The sequence below is a fragment of the Thermosediminibacter litoriperuensis genome (assembly GCF_008124715.1).
Classification (GTDB): Bacteria; Bacillota; Thermosediminibacteria; order Thermosediminibacterales; family Thermosediminibacteraceae; genus Thermosediminibacter; species Thermosediminibacter litoriperuensis.
This window is the reverse complement of sequence record NZ_VNHO01000034.1, coordinates 1-18233: the sequence shown is the minus strand read 5'-3', so window position 1 is coordinate 18233 and position 18233 is coordinate 1. Positions and strand designations below refer to the sequence as shown.

Annotated in this window: 22 protein-coding genes and 1 tRNA gene; 17 read left to right on the top strand and 6 right to left on the bottom strand. The window is 48.0% G+C overall.

Annotation, left to right across the window (positions count from 1 at the left end; translation table 11 throughout):
- The coding region (locus LZ11_RS10915) for a transposase (RefSeq protein ID WP_222927236.1) at positions 1-329 on the top strand (329 nt) is incomplete at its 5' end.
- A gap of 133 nt (positions 330-462) precedes the next feature.
- The gene (locus LZ11_RS10910; RefSeq protein WP_148867908.1) at positions 463-1461 is read left to right on the top strand and encodes a 1-aminocyclopropane-1-carboxylate deaminase/D-cysteine desulfhydrase; all 999 of its coding nucleotides are present in this window, start codon (positions 463-465) and stop codon (positions 1459-1461) included.
- Between the two features lie 20 nt (positions 1462-1481).
- On the opposite strand, the gene LZ11_RS10905 is transcribed toward LZ11_RS10910, so the two are convergent.
- The gene (locus LZ11_RS10905) at positions 1482-2180 is read right to left on the bottom strand and encodes a L,D-transpeptidase family protein (protein ID WP_246110807.1); all 699 of its coding nucleotides are present in this window, start codon (positions 2178-2180) and stop codon (positions 1482-1484) included.
- A 52-nt stretch (positions 2181-2232) separates the two neighbouring features.
- On the opposite strand from LZ11_RS10905, the gene LZ11_RS10900 reads away from it, so the two are divergent.
- Complete coding sequence (locus LZ11_RS10900; RefSeq protein ID WP_170240367.1) at positions 2233-2907, top strand: glycosyltransferase; 675 nt, start codon at positions 2233-2235, stop codon at positions 2905-2907.
- Between the two features lie 55 nt (positions 2908-2962).
- Here the strand turns inward: LZ11_RS10900 and LZ11_RS10895 are convergent, their stop codons facing one another.
- Entirely contained in the window at positions 2963-3778 is an 816-nt protein-coding gene (locus tag LZ11_RS10895; protein ID WP_148867905.1) for an alpha/beta fold hydrolase, read from the bottom strand.
- A 171-nt stretch (positions 3779-3949) separates the two neighbouring features.
- Positions 3950-5236, bottom strand: coding sequence for a hydroxylamine reductase (gene hcp, locus LZ11_RS10890; protein ID WP_148867904.1), 1287 nt, complete (start codon positions 5234-5236; stop codon positions 3950-3952).
- A gap of 159 nt (positions 5237-5395) precedes the next feature.
- Between hcp and LZ11_RS10885 the strand changes: the two genes are divergently transcribed.
- From LZ11_RS10885 to LZ11_RS10860, 6 genes are all read left to right on the top strand, one after another.
- Positions 5396-6229, top strand: coding sequence for a DUF2935 domain-containing protein (locus LZ11_RS10885; RefSeq protein WP_148867903.1), 834 nt, complete (start codon positions 5396-5398; stop codon positions 6227-6229).
- 76 nt (positions 6230-6305) lie between these two features.
- A tRNA-Leu gene (locus tag LZ11_RS10880) sits at positions 6306-6394 on the top strand.
- A gap of 578 nt (positions 6395-6972) precedes the next feature.
- Complete coding sequence (locus LZ11_RS10875) at positions 6973-7275, top strand: carboxymuconolactone decarboxylase family protein (RefSeq protein WP_148867902.1); 303 nt, start codon at positions 6973-6975, stop codon at positions 7273-7275.
- 280 nt (positions 7276-7555) lie between these two features.
- A complete protein-coding gene (locus LZ11_RS13190; protein WP_148867910.1) occupies positions 7556-7654 on the top strand; it encodes a 5'-nucleotidase C-terminal domain-containing protein in 99 nt (32 codons plus the stop codon).
- 145 nt (positions 7655-7799) lie between these two features.
- Entirely contained in the window at positions 7800-8636 is an 837-nt protein-coding gene (locus LZ11_RS10865; RefSeq protein WP_148867901.1) for a 5'-methylthioadenosine/S-adenosylhomocysteine nucleosidase family protein, read from the top strand.
- Positions 8605-9615, top strand: a complete 1011-nt coding sequence (locus LZ11_RS10860) for an SPL family radical SAM protein (protein ID WP_148867900.1) — start codon at positions 8605-8607, stop codon at positions 9613-9615. The genes LZ11_RS10865 and LZ11_RS10860 overlap by 32 nt, the downstream gene beginning before the upstream one ends.
- 27 nt (positions 9616-9642) lie before the next feature.
- Here the strand turns inward: LZ11_RS10860 and LZ11_RS10855 are convergent, their stop codons facing one another.
- A complete protein-coding gene (locus LZ11_RS10855; RefSeq protein ID WP_222927252.1) occupies positions 9643-10008 on the bottom strand; it encodes a helix-turn-helix domain-containing protein in 366 nt (121 codons plus the stop codon).
- A 181-nt stretch (positions 10009-10189) separates the two neighbouring features.
- Between LZ11_RS10855 and polA the strand changes: the two genes are divergently transcribed.
- The 4 genes from polA to LZ11_RS10835 are packed head-to-tail and all read left to right on the top strand — an operon-like array spanning position 10190 to position 15019.
- Positions 10190-12784, top strand: a complete 2595-nt coding sequence (gene polA, locus LZ11_RS10850; protein WP_148867898.1) for a DNA polymerase I — start codon at positions 10190-10192, stop codon at positions 12782-12784.
- Between the two features lie 13 nt (positions 12785-12797).
- A complete protein-coding gene (coaE, locus tag LZ11_RS10845) occupies positions 12798-13436 on the top strand; it encodes a dephospho-CoA kinase (protein WP_148867897.1) in 639 nt (212 codons plus the stop codon).
- Positions 13394-13957, top strand: a complete 564-nt coding sequence (locus LZ11_RS10840; RefSeq protein ID WP_246110805.1) for a lytic transglycosylase domain-containing protein — start codon at positions 13394-13396, stop codon at positions 13955-13957. Before coaE ends, LZ11_RS10840 begins: the two co-directional genes overlap by 43 nt.
- Before the next feature lie 27 nt (positions 13958-13984).
- Positions 13985-15019, top strand: coding sequence for a nicotinate phosphoribosyltransferase (locus tag LZ11_RS10835; RefSeq protein WP_148867896.1), 1035 nt, complete (start codon positions 13985-13987; stop codon positions 15017-15019).
- A 2-nt stretch (positions 15020-15021) separates the two neighbouring features.
- On the opposite strand, the gene ndk is transcribed toward LZ11_RS10835, so the two are convergent.
- Positions 15022-15426, bottom strand: coding sequence for a nucleoside-diphosphate kinase (ndk, locus tag LZ11_RS10830; RefSeq protein WP_148867895.1), 405 nt, complete (start codon positions 15424-15426; stop codon positions 15022-15024).
- A gap of 82 nt (positions 15427-15508) precedes the next feature.
- Between ndk and LZ11_RS10825 the strand changes: the two genes are divergently transcribed.
- Both LZ11_RS10825 and LZ11_RS10820 read left to right on the top strand, forming a co-directional pair.
- The gene (locus LZ11_RS10825; RefSeq protein WP_148867894.1) at positions 15509-16150 is read left to right on the top strand and encodes a phosphoribosyltransferase; all 642 of its coding nucleotides are present in this window, start codon (positions 15509-15511) and stop codon (positions 16148-16150) included.
- 2 nt (positions 16151-16152) lie between these two features.
- Positions 16153-16962, top strand: coding sequence for an undecaprenyl-diphosphate phosphatase (locus tag LZ11_RS10820; RefSeq protein WP_148867893.1), 810 nt, complete (start codon positions 16153-16155; stop codon positions 16960-16962).
- A gap of 10 nt (positions 16963-16972) precedes the next feature.
- On the opposite strand, the gene LZ11_RS10815 is transcribed toward LZ11_RS10820, so the two are convergent.
- Positions 16973-17449, bottom strand: coding sequence for a hypothetical protein (locus LZ11_RS10815; RefSeq protein ID WP_148867892.1), 477 nt, complete (start codon positions 17447-17449; stop codon positions 16973-16975).
- A gap of 91 nt (positions 17450-17540) precedes the next feature.
- Here LZ11_RS10815 and LZ11_RS10810 point away from each other — a divergent pair, with 91 nt between their 5' ends.
- Both LZ11_RS10810 and LZ11_RS10805 read left to right on the top strand, forming a co-directional pair.
- Positions 17541-17909 (top strand): Na-translocating system protein MpsC family protein, encoded by a 369-nt coding sequence (locus tag LZ11_RS10810; protein WP_148867891.1) that lies wholly within the window; start codon positions 17541-17543, stop codon positions 17907-17909.
- Positions 17910-18026: 117 nt separating this feature from the next.
- The coding region (locus tag LZ11_RS10805) for a helix-turn-helix domain-containing protein (RefSeq protein WP_148867890.1) at positions 18027-18233 on the top strand (207 nt) is incomplete at its 3' end.

Below are 18233 nucleotides of genomic sequence, written 5' to 3'. Positions count from 1 at the left end.
GGCATATATGGGAGCATTACGTGGAAAAAGCGGAAGATATAAGACACACCCAATGGGGTAAAGAACTATACAAAATGCGCGGCCAGACCATCGAGCGGGTATTTGCCGATGCGAAGGAAAAGCATGGCATGCGCTATACAAATCTACGAGGCTTGAGGAAAGTCGGACATTACCTCACGCTTCTTTTCGCATGCATGAATTTAAAAAAGCTGGCTTTATGGAAGAAAAGACGGGGAACGTTTCCGCCAACAGTCCCCGCTTTACATTCGTTTTTCTTAAAAATTTTCTTCGCCTTCAACAAAAAGCCGCTTTTAGGATGCATAACCTAAAAGCGGCTTTGTCTACAAGCTGAAACCGGCTTAAAAAGCCGGTTTTTTATTGGATCGGGAGAGGAAAATGATATCCTAAGCAGAACGTTTATATATATATACCTTTTACATTAATGATTATGAGGTGATGCCGATGGAAACTTCCTTATACTATGGTTTGCCGCGGTTTTGCTTTACCGAGCATGCCACTCCTCTGGAATATGCACCGAGGCTATCCGAAAAGCTGGGGATAAAGCTTTATATCAAAAGGGACGACAAAACCGGCCTTGTAACTGGAGGCAACAAGGTAAGGAAACTGGAGTTTTTAATGGCCGATGCCGTCAAAAAAGGGGCCGACGTGGTGCTGACCACTGGCAGTCTGCAGTCAAATCACGCTATGTTGACCTGTGCAGCGGCCAATAAACTGGGCCTCGAACCCGTGCTGGTGCTGAAGGGCAAGGAGCCGGCCCGGCTTCAGGGTAACCTGCTGCTTGAAAAACTGCTGGGAGTACGGGTTCATTTCGTAGATGCAGAGGAGTACAGGGAGGTTTACGATTTCATGGAAGAAATGATGGCCGATCTGCAGGCAAAGGGCAGGAACCCCTATTTCATACCCGTTGGAGGATCCACCCCATTGGGGGCCGTCGGCTATGTGGCCGCTGCGGAAGAACTTTTCCAACAGGCCGGTGAGATGGGTCTGAATGTGGATTACATAGTAAATGCGGTGGGGTCGGGAGGCACCTCGGCGGGCCTCGAAGTGGGGGTTAGGCTGTTTAACAAGTCGACCAGGGTGGTCGGCATAAGCGTTGACGCCGAAAAGTCGGTTTTTCAGCAGGAAATAGCTCGAATCGCGGCGGGATGCGCCTCGCTGATAGCAAAATCGCTGGACATTAAACCTGAAGACGTGATAGTTATCGATGAATACATCGGAGAAGCCGGTTACGGAAAACCTAGCAGGGCCGGAAATTCTGCTATTGAACTTGTTGCCGCCTGCGAAGGAATCATACTGGACCCGGTGTACAGCGGAAAAGCCATGGGAGGCTTAATAGACCTGGCCCGGCAGGGATATTTTAATCCCGGATCTACCGTTGTGTTCTTCCATACCGGAGGTATACCGGCTATTTTTGACCTGCTGCAGGATCAGAAATTTTAAAGTCGCGAAAGCGGACTTTTTTATTCGAACCTGTATATGCCTAAAGCCCTGTAGGTGGCTTCATCTACTATGCCGGTGGCCTTAAGGCCGCTAGCCTTCTGAAAGGCTTTCACGGCTTCGCGGGTTCCGGCCCCGTAAATTCCGTCAAAGTTGCCATTGTAAAATCCGTGGTTTGCCAGCCTTTTTTGCACTTCCATCACATCTGACCCCCTGCTGCCCTGGACGAGGGTCCTGAAGCCGAAGGTGAACGGGCCGTCCACGCCGCCGACTATATAAACCTTTGTGCCCACCTTTACCCAATCGTAAAGCTGTTCGACGTGCCTGTTATGCATCCGGATACACCCGTGTGAGGCGAAACTGCCTATGGAATAGGGTTTGTTCGTGCCGTGGATGCCGTAAATTCCCCAGGGGACGCTTAGCCTCATCCAGCGGGTACCAAACCCCTCTCCCCATTTCGATTTTTCGGTTATTCTGAAAAGGCCGATCGGAGTCGGCGTATCGAAAGTGCCCACAGCAACCGGAAAGGTTTTGAAGGGTTTGCCGTCCGCCATTACGACCAGCTTTCTCTCCAGGGCGTATATTACAATTGAAACATCACCCTGGGGTTTATCAGGTGGTTTGGGTGACGGGGACTGATATGCCGGTGATGGTGAATAAAAAAACATAAAAAATATAATCATAAAAGCGACGATAGCAATGCTCTTTTTCAACAATTTCACCTCCAGCATTCGGTTTTAGTTTAACCTTTAAAATTAATTTACATACAGAGGGATGGGGATGAAAGTAAGCGTAGTGATTCCCGCCTTTAATGAAGAAGATAACATTGCATCGGTCGTAAAAAAGGTTATGGAACTTCATAATCTGCAGGAAGTAATAGTGGTGGATGACGGTTCGTCCGACAGTACTGCCAGGAGGGCGGCAGGCGCGGGTGCCGTGGTCATAAGACATAATACGAATCTGGGGAAGGGAAAAGCCCTTATGACGGGATCTGAAGCCGCCAAAGGCGAAATCGTTGTTTTTCTCGATGCCGACCTCCGCTTCGAGACCGGTGATCTCGAGAAGATGATAGAGCCGGTTGTGCTGGGTGATGCCGATATGACCATAGCCAGGTTCCCGCGGCCGCTAAAGAAGGGCGGTTTTGGTTTTGTAAAGGCACTGGCGGGTTGGGGGGTTTACCTGCTGACAGGGCACAGAATATCGGCATCACTGTCGGGGCAGCGGGCGATAAGGCGGGAGGTGTTGGAGAGTGTAAAGGAGATACCCGGGGGATTTGGAGCTGAAGTCGGCTTTTTAATAGATGTGCTCCGGAAGGGCTTCCGGGTTCTCGAAGTGGACGTGAACATGAGGCACAGGGAGACGGGTAGAAGCCTCCGGGACTTCATGCACAGAGGCCGGCAGTTTGTTGACATCCTGGTCACATTGTTGCGAAAAGTCTACGCCGTATAAAATTTGATACATTGTGGTGGCCTGAAATGTTGTGGTCGAAAAGGATGATTCAAAGTTATTCAATGAAGCGTATTAGCTCACGATTAAATTTCTCCCGCTCTTCGTAGAACAATCCATGACCACTATACATAAAGGGGATGAGTTCCGATCCCTTTATTTGGGCATGCATCAATTCGGCAAACTTAAATGGGCAGACTTTGTCGTGTATACCATGGAAAATTCCAGTAGGAACATAGATTTTAGACAAATCTTGCCCTAAATCTTCATCTCGAAGGGAAACGGCACACATAGCTGTTGCATGGCCAGACGCTTCTATTCCTAGTCCGTGGAACCAGTCTTTGAAACTCTCTGTTACATAACGTTCAAAAAATACGTCCCCAACACCATCAAGCATTTTGGGGCGATCGGTATAGGTAGCTTCGATTAAATCATTCCATGTCCGTTCCCACCGCTTAACTTCCTCTTTTGTTAGTCCAATTGGACGTCTGGTGAAGGCCGCGGCACCAATAAGGACCAGTTTTGATACTTTATACCCTGCATGCCGGGCCATGTACCGGATGGCAATTGCGCCTCCCATGGAGTGTCCAGCAAGGGTGATATCCTCTAACTGTAGAGTATCAATTACGATCCGGATGTCATCTGCCAATCGGTTGTACGAATATCCTTTCCACGGGCGATCCGACTTCCCGAATCCGCGCAAATCTATCCCAATGCAACGGTAGCCCATTTTTGGAAGTTGGTTGAACTGATATTCAAACTGTTTATGATTGAGCGGCCATCCATGTATAAATAAGATTGGTTTTCCATGTCCAGGATCCAAATCCTCAACGAAAACATTTACATTTTGTTCGACCGAAATGTAGTAACCCATATAACACTCCTCCTGGATAAATAATATGTTTTTTGCCTCACTCTGCCTCATTATATTGTGAAACCTTATATTATGTTATGAAAAAAGGGCAATATTGGACACTTGTCTATTTAGGGATCCCACCATTGGTCAAAAAATAAGGCATCTCCGTCTGGAGATGCCGTTTAAATTTTATCCAAGCATTTCTGCCAGGTCTTTGTTTACGTCGCTTATGAGTTTTAGGTTGAAGTTGTCCTGCAGCACCTTTACTACCCCGGGTGTGAAGAATTCCGGAGCCTTGGGGCCGACGTAGATATTTTTGACGCCGAGGCTCAAAAGACCCAGCAGTATGGCTACGGCTTTCTGCTCGAACCAGGAAAGCACTATTGTAAGCGGTAGGTCGTTCACCGAGCAGTTGAAAGCTTGCGCCAGGGCTGCGGCTATCTTAACCGCCGAGATGGAGTTATTGCACTGTCCGAGGTCTATATAGCGCGGTATATTCGTCCCGGGTACCGTGCCGTAATCCACATCGTTGAAACGGAACTTGCCGCAGGATGTGGTCAGGATCACGCAGTCCTGGGGCAGCGACAGGGCCAGCTGCCTGTAGTAGTCGTTGCCGCTTCCGGGCGTATCGCAGCCGGCTATCACGAAGAATCTCCTGATCTTCCCGGCTTTAACTGCTTCAATGACCTCGGGGGCAATTTTTAGCACTGTAACGTGGTGGAAACCGGTTATGACCTTTTTGTCAGCATCTACGTTGGCCGGCGGCAGCGAAAGGGCCTTTTCGATGACGGGTGTAAAGTCATCGTTTTTTATTTTCTGAACGCCTTCCAGGCCGGCAACGCCGTAGCTGAAGAAGCGATCGGAATAACTGCCTTTAATGTGCATGATGCAGTTGGTGGTTCCAAGAATGGCACCGGGGAATTCCTCGAAAAGTTTCCTCTGATCGGTCCAGGACTTGCCTATATTCCCCTTGAGGTGCTTGTATTTTCTAAGCTCGGGATAGCCGTGAGCCGGCAGCATTTCCGAGTGGGTATAGACGTTGACGCCCTTTCCTTCGGACTGCTTCAGCAGTTCTTCAAGGGCATGGAGGTTGTGGCCCGTTACGAGTATGCAGTGACCTTCGATTTTGTCCTGAGAAACAGTTACAGGTTCCGGTGTGCCGAATTTGGACGTATGGGCTTTATCAAGGAGCTCCATCACCTTGATGGTGGCCTTTCCTACCTTCATTGCCATATCTATATGTTCCTGCAGGTTGAAGTTGACGTTGGTCAGTGTCATGTACAGGGCTTCCTGCACGGTGGCGTCTACTTCGGGGTCGGTAAAGCCAAGCTCCCTGGCGTGGACTGCGTATGCCGATATTCCCTTGAGTCCCAGGATGATTATATCCTGGAGGCTGGAAATATCCTCGTTTTTGCCGCAAACTCCGATCCTGGTACATCCGCCTTTAGGAGTCTGCTCGCACTGATAGCAGAACATAAAATCCCTCCTTGTTTTTATCGTTCATTTTCAATAATACCGTTTTGAAACGGTGAATTCTGTGATTAATATCACACACCGGAGAGATTCTCTTTAAGAACATGAGCGTAAAGTCGAGCATAGAATACTATTGCAAGAACAAACGGCGGAGGTGTTAGCGTGGATATTCAGCATGATTTGTCTCTGCGAAGAGAAATCGATTTCTGGGTCGAGATAATGAAAGATCACGCCAGGTTTATGAGAAACGGGTTCGATCCCACCGAAGAATTTCTGTTCAATGAATCCGACGAATTTTTCAGGCGGTTTAACTTTCTGACCGGCCAGTTAGAACTGGAGCACGACGGTGCCGGTATGCTCCTTCCCCTGCAGAACCTGGTACTGGACTTCATAGACTTTAAAGGCAGGGTAGCGGCTGGAATACGGGACTGCAGAATTCTTTCAATTTTGCCCGCCGAGCTTGTTGATCATATAAGGCGGGAAGCGCTGTTTTTCTTCGGTATACTGGCCAGGGTGAAAGGTGGGCCGAGACCATCCAGGCGGGAACTGAACATACCCGGCGAAGGTACGGCTTCGACAGCGCCGCAGGTTCTGATACCCCGGTTGCAGGGGGAATTCAGAGAAATTGCTTTCGATGAACTGTTTTTCTGGCTACAGATTAGCTTTGAGCATGCTGGAGTACTGGCTTTATACTTCAGGCCGGGACAGGAACCGTATATGAGAGAGACCCTCCGGTGGGAAAGGCGAATAAGGAGACTTTACAATGAAGTAGGAAGAGCTTTCAGAGCTTCCAGGTCACCGAAACCGTTTATACCCATTAGCATTGCCATAATGAAGCAATGGGCAGTTTTTCTGCAAAGGCTTTTCACGGATCTCGTGAGGTGTACCATTCCGGGCAGGCAGATGAATGTATGGCCCAGGTTAATCGATCACATGATCCGGGAGAACAATTATTTTATAGAAATACTTGAAATACTCCAGAGGATGCGGGGCTGAGTCGCCGGCATCTTTTTTTGGGTTGAAAGGCTCTTGAATTATGGCTGGGTATATGGTAATATAAAAGTGCAACTGTGCCGAAGTGGTGGAATTGGCAGACGCGCTGGACTCAAAATCCAGTGGGGCTCACACCCCGTGCGGGTTCGACTCCCGCCTTCGGCACCAATAATGACAAGGGTTACAGGGTTGGAGAACCCTGTATTTTATTTTTTACACAGATTTTGACCACAATCACAACAAAATAAAATGCTTGGAAGTACGAGATCGAGAAACAGGCTTTAATGATGGCAGATGCTCTAACGGATGGCATTGTCAAGCAGTTTCCCGAAATGTTTAAAAGGTAACTGGCGGGTTGCCTAACTGGGCCGTGCCAAGATAATAGCTATCTAGGGCACGGCCTATGGCTCTATGGTGTCGGCAATCCATGAACGTTAGCTGAATTCGGATATGCAAAATATAAAGGTACACCTTAATACTCCCTTAAATTTTCACTTAAAGCATTTCTTTTTTCAAGTAACTCATCGATTTTTGCAGACCCTATAATGTCCCTTAAAGCAAGTTGCAGCATTAAATATAAAGCTTCGGTATAGTTTTCTGTTTTATGGGTAGCTATAACTGGTAGGTACCCGGTTGCCGTCCCAAGATAAGCTGTTAGCTCTCAATTAATTTTAAGTGTAAAAGGAGTTATGGTATAATAAATAAAAATATTAAAAACAAACTATTCTCAGTCGGGAGGGGTTTGAATGCCGCTACCACCTTTTCTGGCATCGGTGGAAAAAAACGATCCTGATTTTGCAAAAGCCATAGAGGGTGTATTTTCTTCTGCCATGGGGCCCGGAGCGCTTGACCAAAAGACAAAACTCTTGATTGCCCTGGCTCTCGATGCTGCCCATGGAGCCTTTCAGGGCGTGACGAACATATCAAAACAGTTAAAGAACATGGGAGTTAAAGATGACGAAATTGCCGAGGCGATTAGAATAGCTTATTTTGCTTTCGGGAATTCTATTTTAGCTTCATATTCGGCGGCATTTTCCGAAAACAAGTAATAGGGTGAGACGACTGTAAGATTTTGGGGCGTATCGAATCAATGAGGACATCGTTAAAAATTTTGGAATTTTTAAGCCTAACAACCCACCGCTGGCGAAAAGATGCCGGTAGGTGGGTTTGTTTTTATTAGTGCAGATTATCGTTAAGGCGTTTTAGTTTACGATCCATAAGGAGAGTTTAACAAAAAATACTATCAATTACAGGATTATTCAAAAAAATATCGAATATTAATTTTCAGGAAGTTGTATTTTTGCCAGTCGGTCAAAGTATTGAGCCAGTATTGCAAAGGGGCCCCTCAAGGTAAGGGATATCTATTCCGTATTGCCTTTTGATAACTCGCTGGTGCTGGTTGAACTTACCGGCAGCCAGGTTAATTGAGGCTCTGGAAAACGCCTCTTCCGAGGCTGCCCGATGAGAAAAAAGGGGGCTTTACTAAGCCTCCTTTTTGCATTATTAATATATGTGGGATAGAATTTGGTAAAAAGGACGATTAAATTGGAAGCGACCAAAAGGGTGATGGACTGTGTTTTACATAGTAACCGCGTTTCACACCGAAGCAAAGCCAATAATAGAGCATTTCGGATTAAAAAAGATAACTCGACCCTGCAGGTTCCAGGTCTTCGTCGGGGATAACATCGTCCTTGTAGAAAGCGGTATGAGTATTGTGGCTTCCGCTGCCGCCACTTCTTTCCTGCTCACGGAATTCGGAGCAGGGACAAGGGATGTAGCCTTAAACGTCGGCGTCTGCGGTGCGAAAGAGAAGAGCTTAAAAAAAGGAGATGCGATTCTGTGCCACAAGATAATAAATCACGATACGAAAAGGGCTTTTTATCCCGACATTATCGTGAAGCACGCAATGAAGGAAGGGGTACTTGAGACCTTTTCGTCCCCGGTAGATAAGGGTGAATATTCTGAATCCCGCATAGAAGGCGATGTGGTTGATATGGAGGGGGCCGGTTTTTTCGAAGCGGCGTCTTTCTTTCTTCCGCCACATAAAATACACTGTGTGAAGGTGGTTTATGATTATCTGGACGGGGAAAGAGTGGACCCTGTCAGGGTTTGGGAGTATATCCGGGGGAACATTCCTTTAATAGAGAATCTGATGACCTGCTATAATGTTCTGGACGAGTGGTGCCCGGAGTTTTTCGATGAGGAAGAACCGGAAATAGTTCGCGAGATAAGCCGCGGCCTGAAACTCTCGGTTACCATGACCTATCAACTGAAGTTTATGGTAAGGAGTTATATGGCGAGGCACAAAAGGGAGCCGGAAGCACTGAAGGAATTTTTGAATGTTAAAGTAAGCTCCAAAAACGAGGGGAAGATTTACTTTGAAAGGATTAAAGAAATACTCAGTCATTAAAAGCTTTTCCCACATCTACGTGGAGGAAGGGGTGATGGATCACCCGGTCACCCGGGAAATTATAGGCAAGTTTCCCGGTGCGGTGAAAATCGGCATAAAGCACTATAAGGATGTATTCTGCCGGCCTAGGCAAAATTTCATCGTGCAGGAAATGAGCAGGAAGCTTATCCTGGCCAGAAAAAAAGGTGAGATAATTTATTCCGGCCCGGAAGTCTGCCAGGATTTCGGGAATAAAAATTTTTACTACACCTCTCCAATTTTAAATTGTATTTACGGCTGCGAGTACTGCTACCTTCGCGGGATGTACCCTTCCGCCAACATAGTGGTATTTGTGAACATAGAGGATTATTTTAAAGAAGTAGAAAACCTCTTGAAACAACAGCCGGTTTACCTCTGCCTTTCCTATGATACAGATCTTCTGGCTATGGAGAGGATAGTGCCCTTTACTTCCAGATGGATTGTGCACGCGAGCGACAAAAGAGATTTAATAATTGAAATCCGGACAAAGAGCGCAAATTATTCAGCCATAAGGCAACTACCACCGGCCGGTAATATCATTTTAGCCTGGACGCTTTCGCCCTCCGAGGTAATCGAGAAATACGAGCAAAAAACACCTTCCCTGGAACTTAGGTTGAAAAGCATAAAAAAAGCTGCCGACGACGGTTGGAAGGTGAGGTTGTGTTTCGATCCGGTCTTGTATTTTGAAAACTGGCAGCGGGCTTACGATTATCTCATAAACCAGACGTTTGCTACCATTCAGCCTGAAAAAATATACGACGCCAGTATCGGCGTGTTCAGAATATCCCGGGATTACTTGAAGAGGATGAGGAAAATCGCTTCAGCTTCTGAAATAATCTTTTATCCCTATGAAGAGAGGAATGGAATCTATAGCTACCCGGAAGAATTAAAAGAAGAGATACTTGAATATGTCTTCGGGTTGGTGAGGAAGTACCTGCCCACCGAAAAAATCTTCATATAAAAAGCCCTGCAGGGGCTTTTTATATAATCAAATCGATCTTTCCCAGGAGTCCAGTTCCTCTATAATGGTCCTGCACACCGATACGAGCATTTTTATCTGGTGCGCAGGCCTGGTTTTAATCATTGTAACCAGCTCATTTATGGCAGCTTCGGTGTCCGGCCGGGCTTCGTAAGTCTTTACATCCTCTAGAACATAGTCCAGACTTACGTTCAGGGCTTTCGCTATCTTTGACAGGGTCTTAAGGGAGGGTATTTTGTCGCCTCTTTCCACCTGCCCGATGTAGCTATAGTGGAGGTTTGCCCTCTCGCCCAATTCTTCCTGTGTCAAATCCCGCTGTAACCTTATCTGCCTTATTCGCTTGCCTATATCCTTGAAAATTTCTCCGTTTTCCAAATCCATCAACTCCCAACAATTTCCCTTACTATATGTTGCAATTTTTAGTAACTAAAGTAAAGAGAATATAAGTATTAAAAAATAAGTCGAATAATGTCGTGCTCCACACAAATATTTTTTCCATCCACAGAAGGTTTTTAAGAGATTTTGGTGAATAATAAGTATACAGGAGTGAACGCTGATGAAGAAAATTATGTTGATTGATGGAAACAGCCTGATGCACAGAGCCTTTCATGCCTTGCCGCCGTTGATGACATCCAAAGGAGTGCATACCAACGCGGTCTATGGCTTCATTAACATGCTGATGCGGATTCTGAAGGAACAGCAGCCCGATTACATAGCGGTGGCTTTTGATAAAAAGTCCCCTACATTCAGGCACCAGGAATATACTGAGTATAAGGCCAACAGGGTCAAGACCCCTGAAGAGCTGGTGGGCCAGTTCGACATTTTAAAGCAAATACTAAAAGCCATGAACATCCGTTATGTCGAAATAGGCGGCTACGAGGCCGATGACATACTCGGGAGCCTCTCGAAAAAAGCCGAAAAAGAAGGGGTCTTTACGCTCATCGTAACCGGTGACAAGGATACCCTTCAGCTGGTTTCTCCCATGGTCCACGTAATGCTTACCAGGAAGGGTATATCGGAAATGGAGATTTACGATCCTGATAAGATGGCGCACCGGTTCGGTATACCGCCGCAGGCCATCCCTGATATGAAGGGGCTCATGGGTGACTCTGCCGACAATCTGCCCGGCATTCCGGGGATAGGAGAGAAAACGGCCCTGAAGCTTTTACGGGAATACGGCTCCCTGGAAAACATCCTGGAAAATGCCGGGACGCTCAAGGGCAAGTTAAGGGAAAGTATATTAACATACGGAGAACAGGCTCGAACCTGCAAGCGCCTGGCGACCATCGTCAGAGATATGGCGCTGGATGTTGACCTGGAAGAGCTTGTCTTCACCGAACCCGATTACGGAGAACTGTTGAAAATCTTCAGAGAGCTGGAGTTTTACAGCCTGATAAATAAACTGCCCCGTCCACAGGAAGAAGAAGCCCGGCATGAGGAACCGTCGTGCACCATAATCGAGTACGGCGATTTCGGCCAGATGATGGAAAGGGTGAGGGCTGGGGGAGTTCTGGCCGTGGAGCTGAAAACCGATGGCAGAAATCCCATGGAGGCCCGCCTTATAGGTATAGGCTTTTCACCTTCCCGCGGGGAAGGTTTTTACGTACCGGCAGATGCACTGGCCAAGTGCCCGGAGCTGAAATCCGATCTACAAACCTTACTGGCCGACCCGGGGATTGCCAAGATCATCCATGATGGAAAGTACGCGAGGACAGTACTGGCTAAAATGGGGATGGATTTTGTTTACACTTTCGACACCATGCTGGCGGCTTACCTGCTGGACCCTTCAAAGCCCAGGTATGACCTGGAAAGCGTGGCCTTCGAGCACCTGGGCGTAGAACTAAAAGGCACCGAAGACGCCGGCAGGAGGGCGGAGCATCTCATACCTCTGAAGGAGATAATGAGCGAAAAACTTAAAAGCTGTGTCATGGAAGAGCTTTTTTACAGGGTTGAGATGCCGCTGAGCTTCGTGCTGTCGGATATGGAGATGACGGGGATCAGAGTGGATCCCGAAAAGCTCGAGTCTCTATCCAGGGAGTTTGGGGAAAAGCTGGAGGAACTTACGAAGGAAATTTACCGCCTGGCGGGGGTGGAGTTTAACATAAACTCGCCGAAGCAGCTGGGTGAAGTGCTTTTTGAAAAGTTAAACCTGCCGGTCATAAAGAAGATAAAGAGCGGTTATTCCACAGACGCCGAGGTCCTGGAAAAACTGAAAAACGCCCATCCGGTGGTGGAGAAAATTCTGGAATACCGGTTCTTGATGAAAATGAAATCTACTTATGCCGACGGGCTGCTGGCCCTTATAGACAAAAGTACTTATCGAATTCACAGCAGCTTCAACCAGACCATAACCGCCACCGGCCGTATAAGCAGCACCGAGCCGAACCTGCAGAACATACCCGTCAAGACCGATATAGGCAGGAAGATAAGGGGAGTGTTTGTGGCGGAAAATCCCGAGCATGTCTTGCTGTCCGGGGACTATTCTCAGATAGAGCTGAGGATCCTAGCCCATTTATCAGGAGATGAGGGGCTTATCGATGCTTTCATAAAAGGGGAGGATATCCATACAAGGACTGCCAGCGAGGTCTTCGGGGTTCCTCCAGAACAGGTTACCCCTCTTTTAAGGGATAGAGCAAAAGCTGTAAATTTTGGTATAATCTATGGTATAAGCGATTACGGCCTGGCCCAGAACCTGGGTATATCCACCGGCGAGGCCAGAGAGTATATCGAAAATTACTTAAGCAGGTATCCGAAGGTAAGGGACTACATCCGGGAGGCCATCAGGAATGCCAGGATGAGCGGGTATGTAACCACCATCCTCAACCGCAGGCGCTACATCCCGGACATTAACAGCAGGAACTACAACCTCAGGTCTTTTGCCGAAAGGGTGGCGATGAACACCCCCATTCAGGGCAGTGCTGCCGATATAATAAAGGTTGCCATGGTAAAAATCTACAACCATTTCCGGGAGTATGGACTCAAGGCAAAAATGCTGATCCAGGTTCACGACGAGCTGATCTTCGACGTTCCAAGGACGGAGCTCGAAGTCGTGAAAAATATCGTTAAAGCGGATATGGAAAACGCTATTCCGCTGAGGGTTCCGCTGGTGGTCGATTTTAAGGAGGGCTATACCTGGGAAGAAATAAGCTGAGGAGGAGAGATCATTGAAGGTCATAGGCCTTACCGGTGGCATCGCCAGCGGCAAGAGCACTGTGTCCGCGATTTTAAGACAAAAAGGGGCTTATATTATAGATGCCGACGAGATAGCCAGGGAAATTGTAAAGCCGGGTAAACCGGCGTGGAAGGAAATAGTGGAGTATTTCGGCAGCGATATTTTGAATGAAGACGGCAGCATAAGGCGCAAAAAACTGGCGAGAATCGTTTTCTCCGATGAGAAAAAACTGGCCGTGCTGAACAGGATAACCCATCCCAGGATTGTCGAGGAGATTAAAAAAGAGCTTGAAGCGTGCAAAGAAAGACACGAGAAAGTCGTGGTGATAGACGCGGCGCTTCTTCTTGAAATAGGCCTCGATGTGCTGGTGGACGAGGTATGGCTTGTGTCGGTCGACGAAAAAACCCAGGTTAAAAGACTTATGGAGAGGGAACGATCTATCAGCTATACCGAGGCCCTGAAAAGGATAAGGGCACAGATGCCGCTGGAAGAAAAACTCAAGTTTGCCACCAGGGTCATAGACAACAGCGGCGATATAGAAAATACTAAAAAACAAGTAAACAGGATATGGAGGGAAATTGAAAAGACGTGGGAAGATTCACAACACGAAACGCAGCAATTTATATCTTAATATTACTGGGTTTGCTGGCGCTTTATAACAACATCCTCTGGCTATTAAAATATCTTTACCCCCTGAGATACGAGGATTATATCGTCAGGTATGCCGCCGAATATAACGTAGATCCTTATCTGGTGGCTGCCGTGATAAAAGTAGAAAGTAACTTTTCCCCTACGGCTGTTTCTCCTAAGGGCGCTATAGGACTGATGCAGCTCATGCCCGAAACTGCCAGGTGGGCTGCAGACCAAATGGGAATCCGGAATTTTAACGGAGATGTATACAATCCGGAGATGAATATCCGTATAGGTACCTGGTATCTGTCGGTGCTTCTGAAGGAATTCGACGGGGATACGACTATGGCACTGGCTGCGTACAATGGAGGGACGGGCAATGTCAGGGAGTGGATAAAAAGCGGAGTATTCGGTAGAAAAAGGGACTTAGATTCGATCCCCTTCGGTGAAACCAGAACTTTCGTGTATAAGGTCAAAAGGGCTCACGCCTGGTACCGGAGATTGTATAAACTAGGTCCATGAATTAATAATTTTTATGGAGGTTAGTTTATGAAGGAAATCAGGACTCTTGAGGATGTAAAAAATTTTAACCTAGAACCGCAGAGGCCTTTTTATTCGGCCAGCCACGAGGAGATAAAAACCGGGGCCACTACTGACATCTACTTCGTCAAGACTATGGAGATTTTAAACCACATGGGCCTCGCCCGCAAGGAAGTGGTGGCGGAAGTTTTTCCGAGGAGATCGGGCATTATATGCGGGGTGGAAGAGGTCCTGAATCTGTTGAAGGACAAGGACGTGGAGATTTACGCCTTGCCGGAGGGAGAAAGTTTCTCCTCCAAGGAGACGGTCATGCGGATAAAAGGCCCTTACGAAGAATTCGGCATTTTTGAGACCGCGCTTCTCGGCATACTGGCTCAGTCCAGCGGCTGGGCCACGGCGGCTAGGGAATGCAGGGAGGCGGCGGGAGACAAGGTTATGATCTGCTTCGGAGCTCGCCACGTGCACCCCGCAGTGGCACCGGTTTTGGAGAGGGCGGCCGTAATAGGCGGGATCAGTAACGCGAGCTGCATACTCGCCGCCAAGTTGCTGGGCAGGCAGCCTTCGGGCACGGTACCCCACGCCGCTATGCTGATCGCCGGGGACACCATATCGGTGGCCAGGGCTTACGATGAGATAATGCCCCCGGATTCGCCGAGGATCATCCTAGTAGATACCTTTAAGGATGAAGTCGAGGAATCCCTGGCGGTGGCGGAAGCCCTCGGCAGAGCCCTGGAAGGGGTGCGGCTCGACACCCCCAGCGAGAGGGGAGGCGTGACCAAAGAGCTGGTCTATGAGGTCAGGAAGAGGCTGGACCAGAAGGGCTATAATTATGTAAAGATTTTCGTTTCCGGCGGACTTACCCCCGACCGGATCAGGGAGCTTTCGGAAGCAGGAGCTGACGCCTTCGGGGTGGGGAGTTATATATCGGGCGCGTCTCCCATAGATATGACAATGGATATCAAGGTGGTGGACGGCAGGCCCGTGGCAAAGCGCGGTCGAATTCCGGGGATTATCGAGAATCCCAGGTTGAAAAAATTGAAGTGAAATCAGAGCTCCGGGAACCAGAGGCTTATCTCCCTTCGGGCGCTTTCCGGGCTGTCGGAGCCGTGAACCAGGTTGTGGCTTGTAGACGTGGCAAAGTCGCCCCTGATTGTGCCGGGGAGGGCTTCTTCAACTCTCGTGGCACCATTAAGGAGCCGGACCAGCTGTACGGCGTTTTCGCCTTCCAGGACCATGGCAAAGACCGGCCCGGAAGTAATGTAATCGATCAGTTCCGTGTAAAAAGGTTTGGAAGAGTGTTCCCGGTAGTGTTCTTCGGCCAGCTGCCGTGAAACGGTAAGGAGCTTGGCTGCTACGAGAGTAAGTCCTTTCTGCTCGTAACGCTGTAAAATAGCCCCGACGAGACCCCGTTTTACGCCGTCAGGTTTTATCATTGCGAAGGTTCTTTCCACAGATCCTACCCCCTAGAATTTTTAAACTATATATTACATAATATTATTTTACGGTGCAAGTTTTTTATGTAAGGTGATGCGCGTGTTTAAAGACCGCATTGATGCGGGAAAAAGGCTCTCTCAGGTTCTTGAAAAATATAAGAACGCCGGGAATGCGGTGGTGTTCGCTATACCCAGGGGTGGGGTGGTGGTGGCCAGGGTTGTCTGCGATTATCTCAACATACCCCTGGATATCGTTGTCGCCCGCAAAATAGGAGCTCCGTTCAATGAAGAGCTGGCGATAGGGGCGGTGGTTCCCGGCGGTAGGATTATTCTGAACGAGGATGCCGTAACAATACTGAGGGTGAGCGAGGGCTACATCGAAAAGCAGAGGCAGCGCAAAATCGAGGAGATCAAGCGGAGGCTGGAAAAGTACCGGGGAAGCGACGCTTACGGAAACCTTGAAGGCAAGACGGCTATTATCGTAGACGACGGTATCGCCACCGGTTATACGGTCAAAGCCGCCGTGGAGTTCGTCCGGAGCCTGAACGCCGGCCGCATCATAGTAGCCGCCCCGGTTATAGCCCCCGATACCCTGAGGGAGCTTCAAGATCTTGTTGACGAAGTGGCGTATATTTATTCCGGGGAGCCCTTTTATGCTGTAGGGCAGTTTTACAGGGAATTCCCCCAGGTGCAGGACGATGAAGTCCTGACGATGCTAAAAAATGAAAGCAAAGGAGAGTAAAGATGCCGCTTTTGCTGAAAGCAGTCATCATGGGAATAGTCGAAGGTCTGACCGAATTTCTGCCCGTATCCTCAACGGGCCATCTAATTATAGCCGGCGATCTGATAGGTTTTAAGGGTACCCCCTTCCACATCATGTTCGAGATAGTGATCCAGCTCGGCGCAATCCTCGCCGTGGTGTTCTATTACAGGAAGAGAATCGTCAGCTCCCTAAGGCAGCTTTTACCGGGCCAAAGGGGGTTCCGGTTCTGGCTCAATATTTTGATAGCTTTTTTTCCGTCGGCCATAGTTGGAGTGCTGTTTAATGAATATATTGAGAACTACCTGTTTTCGTCTTTTACGGTGGCCATTGCTCTCATAACCGGCGGTTTTCTCATGATATTAGCCGAAAACGTCTTCGGCCGTTACGGCATTGACGACGTCGATGACATAGATGCCGGAAAATCGTTGCTCATCGGGATCGCCCAGTGCCTTTCACTGTTTCCCGGTATGTCGCGCTCCGCTTCTACGATAATGGGTGGTATGGCGGCAGGATTATCCGTGAGAGCCGCTGCGGAGTTCTCCTTTTTCCTGGCCATCCCCACTATGTTAGGCGCCACCGCCTATTCACTGATGAAGGGATTTTCCACCGTGACTCCCGCGGAATGGCAGGCTCTGGGCGTGGGCTTCATTGTTTCATTCCTGGTGGCCCTGATGGCGGTGGACAGATTCTTGGCATACCTTTCAAGGCATTCCTTAAAATCTTTCGCGTATTACAGGATTGTCGCAGGCGCGATCATGCTGATACTCGTATATACCGGGGTGGTGGGATAAAAATGGTGGGTTAAGAGATACGGGCTCTTTCGGCATACAGCGTTTTTATGTATTCGCTCACATCTATTACAAAACGCCCGCGCCCGGGCCAGTCTATTTTTACGTTGGGCCTGTTCAGCGGAATTTCCAGGGACTTGTTTTCCGATGATACCTGGAGCACCAGATCCTGAACCAGGAGACCGGGATCCAGCCAGATGTTTGTATCCACCGTAAGCAATATCTCGTCTTCCGGGTCTAAAAAAAGTATCCTGAACGGCTGTGCAGGTTCGGCTTCAAATATCCCTGCCAGGTCTTTAAAAGAATAGTGAATCCTGCGCCCGGTGGCGGCCACCCTTTTTCCGCCGAGGATGACGCCGAAGAAGCCGAAATAATCCAGGGAAGCGCTGTCCTCTATAATTTCCCCGTTAGAAGTGACAGCGAGGGAAATTTCGTGGTAATCGGCGATGTGTATGGCCCTGCCGGCGTAAAGTTCAATGTTGAGCTGCATGGTTTTTCCTCCTTTAAAGACCAGACTTTATTTTAGATTATTCATTTCACACCGGCTTTGTTACAAAAAAATCCCGCGGGGAGGGAGTTTTTTGAAAAAACTCGGTGACTTTAAACAGGAGGTCATGAAAATAAACAACCAGGTAAACGAGGAAATGTACGGGAGGGGGCTTGACTGGCAGAAAATAGAGATTATCGGCGATAAGATAATAATAATCGCCCTGAACCGCCGTATATCGGTTTTGAAGCACCTGGACAACAAGGACGCCTTCACGGCGAGGCTCATGGACCTGGCTCTTTTAAACGAGTTTAAAATAAGATTAAAGAAGTATTTTGAGGAAGCTACCGGCTTGAAAATAAGAAGTATTTTAAAGGACTACGACCCGGTGAATCAGCTGGCCGGAACGATAATAATCACCGGGGAACCCGTTGAAGAGTTTTTGGCAAAAGAAAATTCTTAACATAAAAATAATGGTTAATTGTAAAATTAAATGCGACAGTAAAAAAAGTTGAACCATAGCATGAAACCCGATATGATGTTGGTTGACAAAAAACTAACACATATGGAGGGTTCAGCTATGGTTCTTACTAAAGAGTATACCACATCACCACCCACTTTTAAACACCTTACACCCTACGAAAGAGGTAAAATTTGTGCCCTGCTCAAAGAAGGTTTCTCACCAACTCAAATCGCTAAAAAACTCGGCCGTCATCGCAGTACTATTTACCGCGAAATCAAGCGTGGTACAACGACTCAACTTCGCACAGATCTAACTACATACAGC

What these genes read in the sequence shown, in the direction of transcription:
- LZ11_RS10910 (WP_148867908.1), top strand. Translation starts at nt 463, where the DNA reads ATGGAAACTTCCTTATACTATGGTTTGCCGCGGTTTTGCTTTACCGAG.
- LZ11_RS10900 (WP_170240367.1), top strand. Translation starts at nt 2,233, where the DNA reads ATGGGGATGAAAGTAAGCGTAGTGATTCCCGCCTTTAATGAAGAAGAT.
- LZ11_RS10895 (WP_148867905.1), bottom strand. Translation starts at nt 3,778, where the DNA reads ATGGGTTACTACATTTCGGTCGAACAAAATGTAAATGTTTTCGTTGAG.
- hcp (WP_148867904.1), bottom strand. Translation starts at nt 5,236, where the DNA reads ATGTTCTGCTATCAGTGCGAGCAGACTCCTAAAGGCGGATGTACCAGG.
- LZ11_RS10875 (WP_148867902.1), top strand. Translation starts at nt 6,973, where the DNA reads ATGCCGCTACCACCTTTTCTGGCATCGGTGGAAAAAAACGATCCTGAT.
- polA (WP_148867898.1), top strand. Translation starts at nt 10,190, where the DNA reads ATGAAGAAAATTATGTTGATTGATGGAAACAGCCTGATGCACAGAGCC.
- LZ11_RS10835 (WP_148867896.1), top strand. Translation starts at nt 13,985, where the DNA reads ATGAAGGAAATCAGGACTCTTGAGGATGTAAAAAATTTTAACCTAGAA.
- LZ11_RS10820 (WP_148867893.1), top strand. Translation starts at nt 16,153, where the DNA reads ATGCCGCTTTTGCTGAAAGCAGTCATCATGGGAATAGTCGAAGGTCTG.
- LZ11_RS10815 (WP_148867892.1), bottom strand. Translation starts at nt 17,449, where the DNA reads ATGCAGCTCAACATTGAACTTTACGCCGGCAGGGCCATACACATCGCC.